The 15,710-nt window shown below is 53.6% G+C and carries 11 protein-coding genes; 6 read left to right on the top strand and 5 right to left on the bottom strand.

The annotated features are described in order from the left end of the window. Nucleotides 1-43: 43 nt before the first annotated feature. The 6 genes from GSQ82_RS08020 (at nt 44) to GSQ82_RS07995 (ending at nt 9,137) form a co-directional block, all read left to right on the top strand. Nucleotides 44-1,510, top strand: coding sequence for an amidohydrolase family protein (locus GSQ82_RS08020; RefSeq protein ID WP_158791774.1), 1,467 nt, complete (start codon nt 44-46; stop codon nt 1,508-1,510). A gap of 350 nt (nt 1,511-1,860) precedes the next feature. Continuing rightward, entirely contained in the window at nt 1,861-5,430 is a 3,570-nt protein-coding gene (locus GSQ82_RS08015) for a carboxypeptidase-like regulatory domain-containing protein (protein WP_158791773.1), read from the top strand. A 96-nt stretch (nt 5,431-5,526) separates the two neighbouring features. Further along, entirely contained in the window at nt 5,527-6,549 is a 1,023-nt protein-coding gene (locus tag GSQ82_RS08010; protein WP_158791772.1) for an acetamidase/formamidase family protein, read from the top strand. Between the two features lie 245 nt (nt 6,550-6,794). Continuing rightward, a complete protein-coding gene (locus GSQ82_RS08005) occupies nt 6,795-7,892 on the top strand; it encodes a PAS domain-containing sensor histidine kinase (protein WP_158791771.1) in 1,098 nt (365 codons plus the stop codon). Beyond that, nucleotides 7,885-8,541 (top strand): response regulator transcription factor, encoded by a 657-nt coding sequence (locus tag GSQ82_RS08000; protein WP_158791770.1) that lies wholly within the window; start codon nt 7,885-7,887, stop codon nt 8,539-8,541. The genes GSQ82_RS08005 and GSQ82_RS08000 overlap by 8 nt, the downstream gene beginning before the upstream one ends. A gap of 218 nt (nt 8,542-8,759) precedes the next feature. Next, a complete protein-coding gene (locus GSQ82_RS07995; RefSeq protein ID WP_158791769.1) occupies nt 8,760-9,137 on the top strand; it encodes an MGMT family protein in 378 nt (125 codons plus the stop codon). A gap of 143 nt (nt 9,138-9,280) precedes the next feature. Here GSQ82_RS07995 and GSQ82_RS25010 read toward each other — a convergent pair whose 3' ends face one another. The 5 genes from GSQ82_RS25010 to GSQ82_RS07970 form a co-directional block, all read right to left on the bottom strand. After that, nucleotides 9,281-9,487, bottom strand: coding sequence for a methylated-DNA--[protein]-cysteine S-methyltransferase (locus tag GSQ82_RS25010; protein WP_305794666.1), 207 nt, complete (start codon nt 9,485-9,487; stop codon nt 9,281-9,283). A gap of 359 nt (nt 9,488-9,846) precedes the next feature. Next, nucleotides 9,847-10,800 (bottom strand): LysR substrate-binding domain-containing protein, encoded by a 954-nt coding sequence (locus GSQ82_RS07985; protein WP_158791768.1) that lies wholly within the window; start codon nt 10,798-10,800, stop codon nt 9,847-9,849. Nucleotides 10,801-11,036: 236 nt separating this feature from the next. After that, nucleotides 11,037-12,200, bottom strand: a complete 1,164-nt coding sequence (locus GSQ82_RS07980) for a chloride channel protein (protein ID WP_158791767.1) — start codon at nt 12,198-12,200, stop codon at nt 11,037-11,039. Nucleotides 12,201-12,316: 116 nt separating this feature from the next. After that, nucleotides 12,317-13,735 carry an FAD/NAD(P)-binding protein gene (locus GSQ82_RS07975; protein WP_158791766.1) on the bottom strand — a complete coding sequence of 473 codons (1,419 nt, stop codon included), beginning with the start codon at nt 13,733-13,735 and terminating at the stop codon, nt 12,317-12,319. A gap of 254 nt (nt 13,736-13,989) precedes the next feature. Continuing rightward, a complete protein-coding gene (locus tag GSQ82_RS07970) occupies nt 13,990-15,690 on the bottom strand; it encodes a mechanosensitive ion channel family protein (protein WP_254061500.1) in 1,701 nt (566 codons plus the stop codon). Nucleotides 15,691-15,710 lie beyond the last annotated feature (20 nt).

Below are 15,710 nucleotides of genomic sequence, written 5' to 3'. Positions count from 1 at the left end.
TTTGTTAAATCCCAATCCTTCTGTCATTCGAGTACGCCCACATATGCGCAAAACTATCGTTCTGTTACTTCCCTTCTTGCTTGTCGCGTTAGTCGCGTCAGCTCAGCGGCCCACACCATCCTCCGTCGCCGTCAAATATCTGTATGGAAAAAACTCTCCGGCAAAGGTGTTGCAGCACGTCCGAATCGTCGACGGCACCGGTGTCGCGGCGCTCGAAGACCAGACCATTCTCATCGAAGGCAATAAAATCTCCAGTATTGGCCCTGACGTCACCGTACCGTCCAATGCTGAGATCTTCGACCTTACAGGCTACACGGTTCTTCCCGGCCTTGTCGGTATGCACGATCACCTCTACTACCTTCAACGGCCAAACACTGACTCCGAGGGATCCGAGCCTCCTACGCTGCTGCCGCAGATGACCTTCTCCGCACCGCGGATGTATCTGGCTAATGGCGTCACCACGATTCGCACTGCCGGTTCCGTCGAACCCTACGCGGATATAAATCTTCGTCGCCTAATCGACTCTGGTAGTCTCATTGGCCCGCATATCGAGCCGACGGCCCCGTATCTGCAGGGTCCTAGCGAGATCTTTATGCAGATGCACACACTCACAGGACCGGATGACGCCACCGCGTTCGTAAAGTTTTGGGCCGCATCCGGTTCCACTAACTTCAAAGCTTACATGCATATCACTCGCGCCGAGCTGGGGGCTGCCATCCAGGCCGCGCATGCCCTTCATTTGAAGGTCACGGGACATCTCTGTTCGGTCACGTATCCCGAGGCGGCAGAACTCGGCATCGACAATCTCGAGCATGGGTTCTTTGTAAATACCCAACTTGATCCCGACAAACAGCCGGATCAATGCTCGCGCGAGACCGGCTCCGCCACCCTTGCAAAAATGACACCCGATAGTCCCGAAGCAGCCAGTCTCATCAAACTGCTTGTCGATCATCATGTCGCCATCACCAGCACGCTGCCGGTCTTCGAGGCCAACCTCGCCGGCAAGCCTGTTCTTCGCGCCAAGGCCCTTGCAACGCTCACACCTCAAGCCCTTGAGGCCTACCTTTACAACCGCAACCGCCGCAACACAGCACCCGACTCGCCCGCTCTCCAACGCAGCACCACCAACTACAAAAATGGCGCGCTGCTCGAACACAAGTTTGTGGAAGCCGGCGGTCTTCTAATAGCCGGTCTTGATCCTACGGGTAACGGTGCGACGTTGCCGGGATTCGGCGATCAACACGAGGTCGAGCTTCTGGTCACGGATGCTGGATTCACTCCAGCCGAAGCCATCAAAATCGCAACCCTTAATGGAGCAATTTACCTCGGCGAGCAGGATCATATCGGCTCCGTACAAGTAGGCAAAGATGCCGATCTGATGGTCGTAAAAGGTAATCCCCTCGCCCACATCACAGACATTGAAAATGTTGAGTTTGTGATTGAAGGCGGAATCGCTTACGACTCCATCAAACTCCTCGAATCGGTGAAAGGTCACTACGGCCAGTACTGATAGCCTTCATCCAAACTACCCGCCTCCGGTTTGGGCGACAGAGAGGGCGGCATAAATCACGCTCATCCACTTTTTCAGGTTCCCTGTAGAAAGCGCTGAAGCTGTCAACAGCCCAGCTGGCCACGTGGATCAAGCGTAACCTCCTCAGCCAAGCAGTAAATAGTTTCAAAAAAAATGCAGAGGAGCATCTTGTTGCGTAAGGATGTTCTTCTGCATCGATTTGCGGGCAAAAGCCTGAATAAGATTAGGCAGATAAACTCAACAAATATCGGGAAGTCCGTATTTATACGGATTTCACAAATCGGAGACCTCCGTCATAGTAAAGGAACCCCTAACCAAGAGGTTCCTACATGAATTGGACTTTCTTCCTTCCAGGCCAGCGCAGAATTGTATTCCATCTCCTGATCCTGCTTACGACCGTGCAAATGGCCGTCGCCCAGACCTCTACTACCGGCGCGATCCGCGGTACCGTCACTGATCCGCAAGGTGCCGTCATCTCCTCCGCAACCGTGACGGTGAAGTCCGAAGGAACAGGCGCGGTGCGCACGGTCCCGACAGACAAAGCCGGTCAATACACGGTAGGCCTCCTTCCACCGGGCAGCTACTCGGTGATCATCGGTGCTCCTGGATTTAAAACGGAGAACCCTGGCCTAATCACCGTAACGGTTACGGAGACGGCACGTGCAGATGCACAATTGATTCTAGGAAGTCAGAGCGAAACGGTGGATGTAAGTTCACAGAGTCCGGCGCTACAGGTCGAAAATGCAACCTTGGGGACGGTGGTAGACGGCTCGACAATTCGGGACCTTCCTCTGACGAACCGCAACTACACGCAGGTTCTGACGCTATCCGCCGGCATCTCCGGTGATCTGAACAACGCGGCTACGCTGGGCAAGGGCACGCCGGACGTATACGTAAATGGCGCCAGCAGCATCAGTAATAACTTTCATATGGACGGCGCGGATATCAACAACTTCGGATCAGGCCGTGCGGGCGATTTCGTGCAGCAGGCAGGTATACCAATTCCGAGCCCGGACGCGCTGCAGGAGTTCAAGATTCAGACAACCAACTACGACGCTGGCTTCGGGCGCGATGCTGGCGCGAACGTGGATGTTGTAACCAAAACAGGCACGAATCAATTTCACGGTGCCCTGTGGGAGTTTTTCCGTAACGATGTCCTGAACGCAAATGATACGTTCTTGAAGATCGCCGGACAGCCTCGTCCCGCTATGAAGCAAAATCAGTTCGGGGGAACCATTGGTGGGCCGATCATCAAAGACAAGCTCTTCTTCTTTGGAACCTATCAGGGAACGCGCCAGGTCAACGGACTCAGCGCCAGTTCGCTCCAAACCGTCTCCTTGTTTCCTCTTACAAACGACCGAAGCGCTGCAGCGATAGGCGCGATCGGATGCCCGGCCTACAGCCCAGGAAATCCATTCTGGCATCCATTCCAGGGCGGCCAGTATAGCAATGCCCCAAGTAATACCCAGGCGGAAGTGTCCTGCAACGGATCGAACATTAATCCGGTTGCCTTGAATCTATTGAACCAGAAGTTAGCAAACGGTACCTACTTAGTTCCTACGCCGCAGCGTTACACGCTCGATTCGCACGGAAATCCGATCGGAATATCGACGTTCAGCATTCCTTCGACCTACGACGAAGATCAATTCATGATCAACGTAGACTACGTCCTCTCCGCGAAGCATACTCTTTCGGAGAGATACTTCTACGCGAACTACCCCGAGAATCAGCCCCTTGCTACCGCTGCGAACCCACCGGGCAACGGCGTGGGAACGACCTTTAATGACCAAGTCGCTTTGCTGAAGTTGACTTCGGCGCTAAACGCACATTTCCTAAACGAGGGACTGATCGGTTATATCCGGAGCAGCGGCCATCTCCAGACGCAGTCCATATTGACCTCTAGCCAGATCGGCATGACCGCGCCGAGTGACCCGTCTTATCCGTTGATGCCGACGATGGCCGTGACAGGCTACTTCTCGCTGGGTGGAGGCGGTAACGACGAGTCATCCTCCGTAGTCAACACGTTCGAAGTCAACGATCAGATTAGCTGGACGAGCGGCAAGCAGAGCATCCGCGCCGGCTTCCTTGGCGAGAAGAACCAGTTCGACTTCAATGACCCGGAACAAACGCGCGGCAGCCTAGGTTTCTCTACCTTCCAAGACTTTCTGCTTGGGGAGAGTGCAGCACAAAATCATTCGGGGTACAGCAACGTTAACTCAGCCGGAAGCCAACAGGGAAACTATTACAAGGGCTATCGCGGAACCGATATCGCAATGTTCATCCAGGATGATATCAAGCTGCGTCCTAATCTGACGGTGAACGCGGGCCTGCGGTGGGAGCTGGACAGCAACATCAGCTTTGCACACGGTGAAGAGAGCAGCTACTGGCCTTCGCTCGTGACTCCGTTTCAGCCGCTTCCCAGCGCAGGGACTCTAAATGGATACATCGTCCCTAACAACTATCAGTTGCCGGTTCCTGCGGGTGTCACCAAGATAGGAAGCCGAAGCCTTGCGGCCAACGATATTCCGTTGGCTAACTTCGGTCCACGTCTCGGCTTTGCATGGCAGCCTGCCGGAACCAGCGGTTCCACGGTTGTGCGTGGAGGCGTCGGCATCTTCTATACCTTGCCGAATGCCAACTCCGTGCTGCAGACACTCGGCGGTCAGCCATTTGTAAGTTCGGCCAGTCTGACCAATGCAAATAACCAGACCTCGACCTTCCAGACTCCCTATACCGTGACTCTTACGCCTGGGGCTTGGCGGCTTCTTTCGCCGACAGCCGCACCGCAGACAGTAACCGCAGTCGCCGAAAATATAAACGTTCCGCGCGTTGGACAGTACAACCTGGAGGTGGAACAACAACTGCCGGCTCAGCTAGTGCTTGAAGTTGGCTACGTGGGAACTCGTGGAACCCGGCTGTCTGAGGGACGTGACATCAACCGGGCGTTTCTGGCCAGTCCGGAAGATCCAATCAATGGTGCGACAACAAACTCGACATCGTCCGCTAACCTACAGGCCCGCGTGCCTTATCAAGGATTTTCGCCGACTGGTGTGACACTGATTGAGACTTACGGCTTCTCCAACTACAACAGCCTGCAGACGACGGTGAAGCGACAACTGAGCCATGGCGTATACGTTCAGGGCGCTTACACCTGGAGCAAGGCAATGACGTCAGTCACTGGAGGCGATGGGACGAATGGCGTCTTTGAAGGCGGGAGCGGTAACAGCAATGATCCGAACAACCGCCACGACCGCTGGGGGCCTGCAGGCTACGACCGTACGAACCGCTTGGTGGTTGCATACGTATGGTCACTACCTAGTTGGAAGAACGGTGATTGGATCGAGCGTCAAGTCACGAGCGGATGGAAGCTCAGCGGCACGACGACGTTGCAGTCGGGTAAGCCAATGGTCTTCACCGATACAGGCAATGGAACGGCGTATGGACTTCAAAGCTACGCGCGAGCGCAGTTTGCACCCGGGATGGGCAATAAGAACATTCTGAATAAAGGTGGCGGGACCATGCTCAGCCGCGTCAAGAACAATACTTATTTGAATCCCGGGAATACCAGTAGTGCAAGTGCAGTCTTTACGACCGCGCCTGCTGTTGCCAATGGCGTTCTTAATAATGGTGCTCCGGCTACCGATTTTGGAAATAGCCCTATCGGTGCGGCTCGCGGGCCTGGAAACGATAACTGGGACGCTGCCATTCAGAAAACGACCACGGTTGGCGGCATTCGTGAGAATGCGACGTTGGACTTCCGCACGGAGTTCTTCAATGTGTGGAATCATCCGGAATATTCTAATCCGGCGACGGTGGTGAATGCAGCGACCTATGGTCAGATCACCAGCTCAGCCGGCTCTCCCCGGTTGATCCAGTTCGCACTGAAGTACGTATTCTAAAAATCACTAAGCGGCCCGGCAGTCACCCGGTCCAATAAGGATCGGGTGACTGCTGCAATCAGGTAGGTTTTAATCATTTCGAACAAGTGAGGTTACATGCGCCATACGTTTTTTCTTGCTGGTATTATGCTGAGCTCTCTGACATTGATGGCACAGGATCATACCGTGCTCGCCACATCATCTACGGTTGAATGGGGGCACTATGCGGCCAACGCAAAACCAGCAGTTACGGCAAAAAGCGGCGAGACGGTCAAAATTCAGACACTCTCCACATGCGGACCAACGGACCGGCTGGTTGCTCGAGGCGTTAAGCCGGAAGACATTCCAGCCTATAACGATGAGATCTATAAAAATTATCCGGAGAAGGATAAGGGTCCAGGAGGCCACATCCTGACCGGTCCAGTGGCGATTGAAGACGCTGAGCCCGGCGACGTACTGGAAGTGCAGATCCTGAAGGTCGATATCGATACAAACTTTGCGTGTAATGGATTCGGCTTACACCATGGGTTTCTCCCGATGGAGTTTCCGTACAGCCGGCAACGCATAATCCCCCTTGACCGGGAAAAGATGATTGGGCATTTCGCACCGGGGATCGATATCCCGCTGCATCCATTCTTCGGCAGCATGGGCGTGGCCCCTGGCGGCGGTCGCGTGGATAGTGCACCTCCCTTCGCTCATGCTGGCAATATGGACAACAAGGAGCTGGTAGCCGGCACCACGCTTTATATCCCCGTTGCCGCAAAGGGCGCCCTATTCGTGGCCGGTGACGGCCATGCCGGACAGGGCAACGGCGAGGTAGACATCACCGCAATGGAGACGTTCCTGACTGGAACCTTTAAATTCGTGCTCCATAAGAACAAGGCGTTGATTTGGCCACGGGCGGAGACGCCAACCCACTACATCACAATGGGTTTCAGCCCTGATCTAAAGGAGGCGACCGAACACGCGCTGCGCGACATGATTGACTTTCTGGTGGAAGAAAAGCACATGACACGCGACGATGCATACATGCTTTCGAGCGTGGCTGTAGATATGGATATTACTCAGCTCGTGGATGGTAATGTAGGCGTCCATGCGATGTGCCCAAAGAATATCTTCGTCAGCGCAACGACGAAGTAAGTCCCTTCCTGCAAACCCAGCCCGCCGTACAGGGACCTAAATTAAGTTCGAAACAGACGGCATCTAATCCTGACCCGATCGATATCTCATATCGACCGGTCAGGATTAGGTGCCGTTTACACGTTTGAATGGAAAATTTGACGATTGTCCTCAATGGAATGAGAAAATCTGGTTATACTTCATATATCAGAATTCAATACTGACCGCTTTTACGATAACCAGAAATCGTCACGATCGAGGCCGTCATGAAAGAGCATGAGTTTTCCGGAACTCACACCGCATTCCCATTTTCGCGGATGGATGTTTGCGCCTCCGCGACCTATCTGCGAGCTCTCATTGAAAATAGTCCGATTGCCATCGTCGCGCTCGACGCGCAGCATCGCTTTACGATGTGCAATCCCGCCTTTGAAAAGCTGTTTCAGTACACATCGAAAGAGCTTTTTTCGCAAGATTTGGACCAGTTGATTGCCGCACCTAAAATGGTGGAAGAGGCAATGCAACTGAGCGGAATGGTGCTCCGAGGCCGCAAAGTGCATACGGTGACCCAGCGGCGACGACGCGATGGAATGGTCGTGGACATCGAGCTCTATGGCATCCCTCTGATGGTGAATGGCGAACTGGCTGGCGTATATGGCCTTTATCAGGACATAACAGAGCGTAACAATGCGCAGACCGTTTTTCGCGTCATGTCAGATCAGATGGAAAATCTGCAACAAGAAGAGCGCCGTCGGATTGCACGAGACTTTCATGATTCGACCTCACAGGAGCTGGCAGTGTTGAACTGGAATCTGACCCGGCTAAAAAATCTTGTGGGAGATCGAGACGAGGCGCTGAAGACCCTGGTCCAGGAGACGAAGGAGATTGCATCGCAGTGCTCGGCGAAGATAAGAAGCGCATCCTACCTGCTTCACCCACCCTTGCTGGGAGAGGGAGGACTCACGCAGGCACTGCCGTGGCTGGTAGAGGGTTTCGAGCAGCGCAGCGGTATTCGCGTGACACTCGAAATAAGCTCCGACCTGGGGAGGCTGCCTGATGAAGTAGAGATAGCAATATTCCGAATTGTGCAGGAGGGCCTTGCAAATGTACTGCGACACTCTGGCAGTCCCATAGCCCGTATAGCACTGCATCGCAATCAAAATTGGTTGAAGTTGTCAGTAAGCGATGAAGGCAAGGATCACTCAAGAGAAGTGCTGATTCAGGCGCGCGACAGTAGGAGCGGAGTAGGCATCAGTGGGATGCGCGAGCGCGTGGAGCAGTTGAGGGGATGTCTAACAATCGATTGCAACGGAGAAGGGACGACTGTGATGGCAACGATTCCAGTTGAGATGAGTTTTCATGGCTGAACTAAAAATCTTGATCGCCGATGATCATGACCTGATTCGCCGAGGGTTGCGAGGCCTGCTGGCTACTCAAAGTGAGTGGCAGGTAGTCGGCGAAGTAAGCAATGGAATCGATGCCATAGAGATGGCAGTTCGTTTAAGACCAGACATCGCTATCCTGGATTTTTCGATGCCGCAGCTGAATGGCCCGGCAGCCGCTGCGCAGATTGCAGAAATGGCTCCGGAGATTCGTGTGATCGTATTGACGATGCATGACTCAGAGCAAGTCATTCGAGAAGTTCTGCAGGCAGGAGCACATGGTTTTGTCTTGAAGAGCGACGCAGACCGCGATTTGGTAGCAGCGATCGAAGCAGTGGCAAGAAATCGACACTTCTTTGCAGATTGGGTATCAGAACTAGTTCCTATGGAGTGCCTTACACGCTGCATCACTCCAAAAATAAAGAGAACAGGCACATCCCTCACCGAGCGTGAGCGGGAGATTATGCGACTCCTGGCGCATGGCATGACAAGCAAAGCAGCGGCGATACAGCTGCAGATCAGCATGCGAACGGTTGAGTCCCACCGGATCAATATCAGCCGGAAGCTTGGGCTCGGCTCAATTGCGGATTTGGTACGATACGCAATTAGAAACGGCATCATCGCCCGAAACTAGTTGCGTGAAACTCTGTAAAAATGTTACGTCTGAACGAGTTATTCCAACAATCACGATGGCGTGGTGTGTCGGCGAGCCCCCTTCTAGCAATCTCGAAGTTTATTCACAATCGAAGATTTCATTATCGAGAACTTCCTTGACGCTCTCGCAGTAGGTATCTGCAAGCTGATCTCTCTCGTACATTGGACGACGACCGGCCATGACCGGTACGCTGGAATATGAAGATACAGGAGCCTCAGAACTTCAGGCGAAGACTTCTAAGAGACTCGCTACGCAAAAACCAGCAGCGTGATGATGCCTTTCGCCAGATCATTCGGTCTGTTCCTAAAGGCAAAGTATCGACATACGGCAAGGTTGCGGCAGCTGCAGGCTATCCCTTGTACCACCGGGCTGTAGCCAATCTCCTGCGTAGAGAACCTCTCGGCGGTCTGCCGTGGCAAAGGATTGTGGGTGCAGGTGGAGAGATTAAACTGCGCGGCGACGGAGCAGTTGAACAGCGTCTTCGGCTCGCGATGGAAGGCGTCAAGTTCCGAGGTAAGAGTGTCGATATGACGCGCTTCGAATACGCACTACGAAGTTGGGAAGTTTTCGACTAAATCATGATCTTTGGGCGGTTACCATTCTAAGGCTCGCCGTAAAGCAGCTTACTCTTCAAATCTATCGCAGAGGCAACACGCAACTTGCATAAAGTCGGTGCCTTTCAGCATTTCTCGATGCGTTCGCTCTCATGATCCAGCAGTCAGCGCTTGCGCTTCATCCCTCCCCCGTAGCCAGTCAAAGAGCCATTGGATCCTATAACGCGATGACACGGGACAACTATCCCAACCGGGTTTGAACCGTTAGCCAAGCCGACTGCTCGAACTGCTTTTGGACGGCCGATTTTCCTGGCAAGCTCTGCATATGACCAAGTTGATCCGGCTGGTATATCCCGCAAGGCTTGCCACACCTCGCGCTGAAATGCAGTGCCTGCAGTTGCGACGGGGACGTTGTCGATTGCCGTGATATCACCCGCAAAATAACGACGCAGCGTATCCGACAATCCGCTCGGGTTCTCGGCGGGCTCGAGGACGAATCCGTTTTTTTCCCATAATGGCGTTGCAAAAGCCGCTGCATGCGCGTTTCGTGGTCCTCCCAATCGAGCGCGCGAAGGTTCCCATCCAAGTCTGCGACTAAGATCATTTTGCCGATTGCGGTGTCAATTTGATCGATTAGCAATTGTTGTCTTTCGATCACTTGAGTCTCCTTCGAATGGGATAGCAGAACTTGCTGTCACAAGAATTTAGAAACTGATAAGTCCACTTATCATCAGGTTTCGGCTCCGCCATTGGAGTAATTACTTTTGATCTTTCGCGGCTTTGGAGCCATATTAAAGGCCTGAGCAAGCAAAAAGCCTCGAAATGCACCCACACCTCCTGTCGGCACAGGACCTGCAGCGTAGACCATTGAAAAGCTGCGAGAGAGCCTCAGCCCTGCCACTCTGGAGAGCTTAAGCGTGCCCAGTGCAAGTTGATTACGCACCGCCCAGCGAGAGACAAAGGTAACGCCCAGGCCAGCCTCAACCGCATTGAGCAGCCCTTCGGTTGAATCCAGCTCCATGCTGATGATCAAGTCCTTCATCTTTAGTCCGGCGTTGGTCAACGCCTGTTCAACGATGCGGCGAGATCCTGAACCATATTCGCGTATCAGAAGAGGCTGAGACTTGAGATCCTGCGGTGTGATCTCTTGGCCTGCCCACCCATGAGAAGCGGGAACTACAAGAACCAGATGGTCTTCCATGAATGCTTCGATATGCACATCCTTGCGTTGCTCCGGCCCTTCGATCAATGCGATATGGACTTCACCGGCGACGAGAGCTTCCAGCATCTGATCGGTGTTGCCACTTCGAGCCGTGATGCGGATCTTTGGATGTGTACGAAGGAATGCTGCCACGAAAGTAGGAAGAAGATATTGTCCAATTGTCTGCGAGGCCCCGATGGTGAGCTCTCCGGCATATTCGCCGTATGCTCGGGCGACCGCCGCAACGGCTTCGTCCCCTAATGTCTTCATCTCGTCTGCGAAGGGTAGTAAGGCCGCACCACCTGGAGTGAGTGCGATACGCCCCCCGCCACGATCGAACAGCGATACTCCGAGCTCGTCTTCAAGAGCCTTGATTTGCTGAGTCACTGCTGGCTGCGTGAGAAGAAGCTCCTCGGCAGCTCGGCTAAAGCTGAGGTGAGCCGCTACTGCCCTGAAGACTCGAATACGGAAGTTCTCAATCATCAGCGAATGTCTCTTCAAATGCCAAAGGTGTTATGGATGACATATGTAGCAAAGCGTTTATCGTGATGATCCGGTTGAATGATTCCTTTCGCATCGTTTACCCTAGACTTCAGGATACAGGTTCCCGTCTCTTCAAGCACCTCCAATCAAGTGGTTAATCGCGAGGAACTGATTCGGCTGATCGAACGGCCACTTAAGATTCATCGGCTCGTGTTCGCGGATGAAGATATTCAGTCCTACGCAATAGATGCTGTGTCCATCGGCGTTGGTGTGGCAATCGCATAGAGCGAGTGAGGCGAAATCTTTCGTGCGATCAGCGATGCGAGAAGGTTCAACAACAGGAGCCAGGGTGCAAGATGATATTGTCCGGTGAGCTCGACAGCCATAGACGCTGCCATAAACGGAGCATGGGTTACTGCCGCAAGCAGCGTGCTCAAGCCAACCACCGCAAGCAGCAAAGGAGCGGTCGAATGGAGAAGCTGAGCTGATGTGAGCCCGATAGCGGCGCCAACAAAGAGGGTCGGAGTGAACACGCCTCCGACCGTTCCAGTTCCAACACATAAAGTCGTTGCGATCAATCGCAGCCCAAGTACGAGGGCAACGCTCGACAATGCTTGGTTCCCTTTCAGAATGTTCATAAGCGCCAGCTCACCATTACCCCAGACAGTCGTTCGGGATAGGCTCAACAACCCAACCGCAAGGCCGCCCCATACAAGCGCGAGCGGCCAGCGGCTGGCAAAGCGGGCACTACGGAGAAGTTTCTGGTACATGGGTCCACAGACACCCAGCAGAATAGCCAGCGGCAAAGTCCAAAGTGCATTGGTAGAAGGAGAAAAGGCGCTATGTACGACGAAGAGAGGTCCCGCGCTTAGGATCAGTCGGCTTACGAGCCAACCTGCAACAGAGGCGAGAGCGAGTTGCGGCAGTTCTCTCCAGATCCATTCACCCAGAACGATCTCCAATACGAAAAACACCCCGGCCACGGGGGCCTGATAGGCCGCAGCTACCGCCGCCGCCGTTCCGTAAGCAACCTGTCGTAACAGCGGGACAGATTTCAAAGGCGAACGCGCACCTATCCAGGAGGTGACTGCAGCCGCAAATTGAATCATCGATCCTTCTCGTCCGATAGCTGCACCTGTAGCGACGGAAAACGCCGAAGAGATAGTTCGCCACAAGGTAGAGGCGAACGGAATCCGACCGTCATCAAAGCGAACGGCTTCCACATACTCGACTGAAGGTCCTGCGCTGGACCATCGCTGCACTGCCCAAATTACGCCCGTCGCACAGAGCGCACCAATGACTGGAGTCAATGCGCGGCGACCCGGAACGAGGAGACTTGCAGCTTCCGGGAGGAGCCCTGAATTCTGCACAAACACCCACTGGAGCAAACGGAATGTCATGCGAACTACTACGCAGGCAAGCCCGCTAATTGCTCCCAACATCAGCGCCCAGATAGCGGCTTTTATTTTATTGAACGCCCTGACCTGTGAGGCAGGCTCTCGATTCAAGACTGCAGTCACCATCGCGTATGAATTCCATTCGAAGCCTGAGACCTAGAAATAGATTTTGGCTGCTCGAGATTTCCAATGCGTTGGACTAACATCATTGCTAATTGAACTGCCTGCTGTCGTATCTCCGGAATAGCAATCGATTCGAGTAGAGTACCGAGCCGTCCTGGCCCGAGATTGAACAAGACAGGAGAGGCAAGACCATTCACACCGATCATCGCCCCGCACTCTGAGGAGTCGAAGCCTCCGCCCAGGGGACCAGTCGTCACGAGACGTTGAGAGAAAAGGCTTCTGAGCAACGGCGAATCGACGCGACGATAGTCCATGCCGGGACCGGTGCAGTTGATTACCCGGCCAGTTGCAAGCTCTTCCAACCCCCTGGAAGTGCGGATCTTCACGGTGGCTCCCCCCGTCGAAGCTTCAACACTTACAAGGTTTCCCTTGCGAACCACGAGTGAACCGACTGCGAGTTCCGCCTCGATGAGATCGGCAATTGGCGGAGCCATGCGATGGCGCACAATGTCCCAACGCCGCATGAGATGACGGCGAAAGCGTGCCTGCTCCCTGTGAGGAAGTGCGATCCAGAGTTCATTAGTCGTAGAACGCAGGCTATCGATGGCAGCACGCCACTCCGCTCCGTCACGAATGGCGGCACGCAGAACACGTAAATACGCGAGGCATGTAGCCGGCGTCCCGATGGGTATAGCCGAATGACGTACCAATGTATACGGCGCGTGGCGGTTCGGGAAGACACCATGCCTTGAAACAGCCGTAATGATTCCACGGTGGCCTAGCTCACGCAACCTGAGTAGTACGTCCACTCCGGTCAGACCGGTACCAATCAATGTGACCGGCGCATCGCTCTCCAGTCCATCGAAGGTGTCGGGCAACCAGGCGTTGTGTCGGTAAGTGCCCGATAGAGTCGCTTCCTTGCTGACCCCATGAAGAGTCGAAGGGACAAAGTTCCCAGTTGCCAGGACTACAAGTTCTGCGCGCAGCTCGCTCCCGTCGCTCAGAAGCAGAACACCTCCGGCAGGAACAGGACGGTAGTCCACGACTGTGGCCCGAATCTGCTCAATCTCCGAAGATTCCTCCAGAAGTGCTCTGATGTATCGACCGAAGACGGCGCGAGATGCAAACGTATCCGTAGTAGCTTCGGCATCGTAATTAGCTCGAAGCCAACTAAGGAAGTGCTCCGGCTGCGTTGGCAGCGCACTAATCTTGCCGGCAGGAACGTTAAGCAAATGACGAAAGCTCGGGGTCGAATATGCAAGACCGAGTCCCAACTCGGGGCGAGGATCAATCACCACGATGCGAGCCTGGGCATGCTGCTCAATCAGATGATATGCTGTCAGGCTTCCACTGACGCCTCCGCCAATAATTGCTATTGTTTTTCCTATCTTGCTCTCTGTATCCCCTGTATTCATTTCCTTCCCTCTGCTATTCACACTAGGCCGAAGCTATAGCCATGGGAATTCATAAATTCTTATGGGGTATAAGCCATGAGCGCGGATCCGCTAGGCAGCGTTACATCCGCCGCCTGGACTGAAGCCAACGCTCGCCGGCATTAAATTCGATAAGAGAAAATGTAAATAGCAATAAGATCAGATGAGTTGAACTTCGTCCGACGTGCGTACATGCCGCATCCACTATCTTCTCCCCTTCTCCACCTCTGTAAATCTCATGCTTTTTCCAAGGAAGAGCTTGGCTGTTTATCTCCGTCGATCCATAAGACACCGATTGGGGCAGCGAGGCTGGTCCCAGCCGATTCCATCGCCCTCATCATCTTGAGGATTAGCTTCTCCTGTTGCTCTAGAAATACCGCCCACTCTGCGCCTGGCCTTTGAAAGTAAGCGAAGACCTCGATCTGTGGCCCATTCGCAGTCAGGCTAATGAGCCTCACTCTTGCCGAGTCTTTATCTATCTCCGGATGAGATCCTAGAATCTGGTCGATCTGATCCAACACTACCTTCACGACGTCATGAGGAGTATCGAATCTTAGTGTGAATATCTGATGCAACCACAACTGTTCGCGCAGTGAAAAGTTCTCCAGCGCAGCTTCTGCTACTTTCGCGTTTGGAATGGACACGACGGAGCGATCTAATGTCCGCAGATTCAGCGCACTAATTCCTATATCTTCAACCGTCCCATTGATTCCGTCGATTTGGCAAAAGTCACCTACCCGCACAGCTCCACGCATTACGATCGAAAGTCCACCGAATAAATCGGCCAGAGTCTTCTGAGCTGCGAGAGCGAGTGCGATTCCACCAATGCCTAAGCCAGCAACTAGAGCGGAGACATTCACACCGGCATGGGTTAGCAGCGCAATAACGAGAACAAGTCCGACTAGGACTTTGAAGAGCCGTCCCAACAGCGTGACGAACGTTACTCGTTCCGCTTGCATTCGCAGTAAAAGCCTGTGACGCACGAACCCAATCATGATGTCTGTGAGCCGCACTAGTAGCCAAGCAGCACTTATCCAGGCGAGAACGAATCCTGCCGATCGCCAGTAATGCCGTCCGAGAGCCGTGATGGCATACCCGCCAGCCAAACGGTCCATAATCGCTACGATCAAACAAAAGAAGGGTGTCTTCAAACCTAGGACGGATGCCTCTACGCCAACCGCCAGCCTCTCTTTGAAGACTCTGTGCAGCAGCCAAAGTGTCACTCTAGTGAGAAGCGATGCGACTCCAAAGATAGACAAGAGTGAGAATAAGATGATGCCCCAACGCCACAATGGTACCGACAGTATCCGAATCTTCGCCGTCCAGGCTGGAAAGAAATGCTCTAAATCGATGTGATGAACATTTGCGTAAGCGCCCGGAACGAGATTGAGCGTCTCCTGAGAGAAGAGCCACACCGGTGGTTCGTCAGGATGTCTCACAAGATCGAGCATCACTTTTAGCTCGCCGTTCGGCAACTTTACGGTTCCGATATTCTCCCGCGAGAGTCGCAGTTGATCTTCTATATCTCCCTTGGGCGACCGGGAAAGATCATCGATGCTCGTCGATAGTCCTTGGTCTAAAAGATATTTCAACTGGCCTGCTAACTCCTCACCTTCCTGCGGAGATCGTTTCCCATCGAGATACTGCTCAGCTTTCTCATAGTCTTTAGCCTCAGCAGATCGCAAAAACCCCAATACACATCCATGCGGAGAGGTGCGTCCAAGGAGATCAACAGGCAGGAATGGTTCAACAAGCGCCTTGGTGGAGTCAGAAGAGTTCGACTGTGTCGTGGAGTTCTGTCCGGTAGCCAACTTCACCGTGGTCGGTAAGTTCTGTGCTCCCAATTCCGATGAGCCGCCCCACTGAAAAAAAAGTGTGATGATGAGCACGCAACGATAGATGTCATTCGAATTCCAATGCGGGTAACGTCTCATCATGAGCCTCCCCGATGGATCAA

This window comes from Granulicella sp. L60, from assembly GCF_009765825.1.
Classification (GTDB): domain Bacteria; phylum Acidobacteriota; class Terriglobia; order Terriglobales; family Acidobacteriaceae; genus Edaphobacter.
The sequence above is the reverse complement of the archived record's forward strand: the minus strand, read 5'-3'. Positions and strand labels throughout refer to the sequence as shown.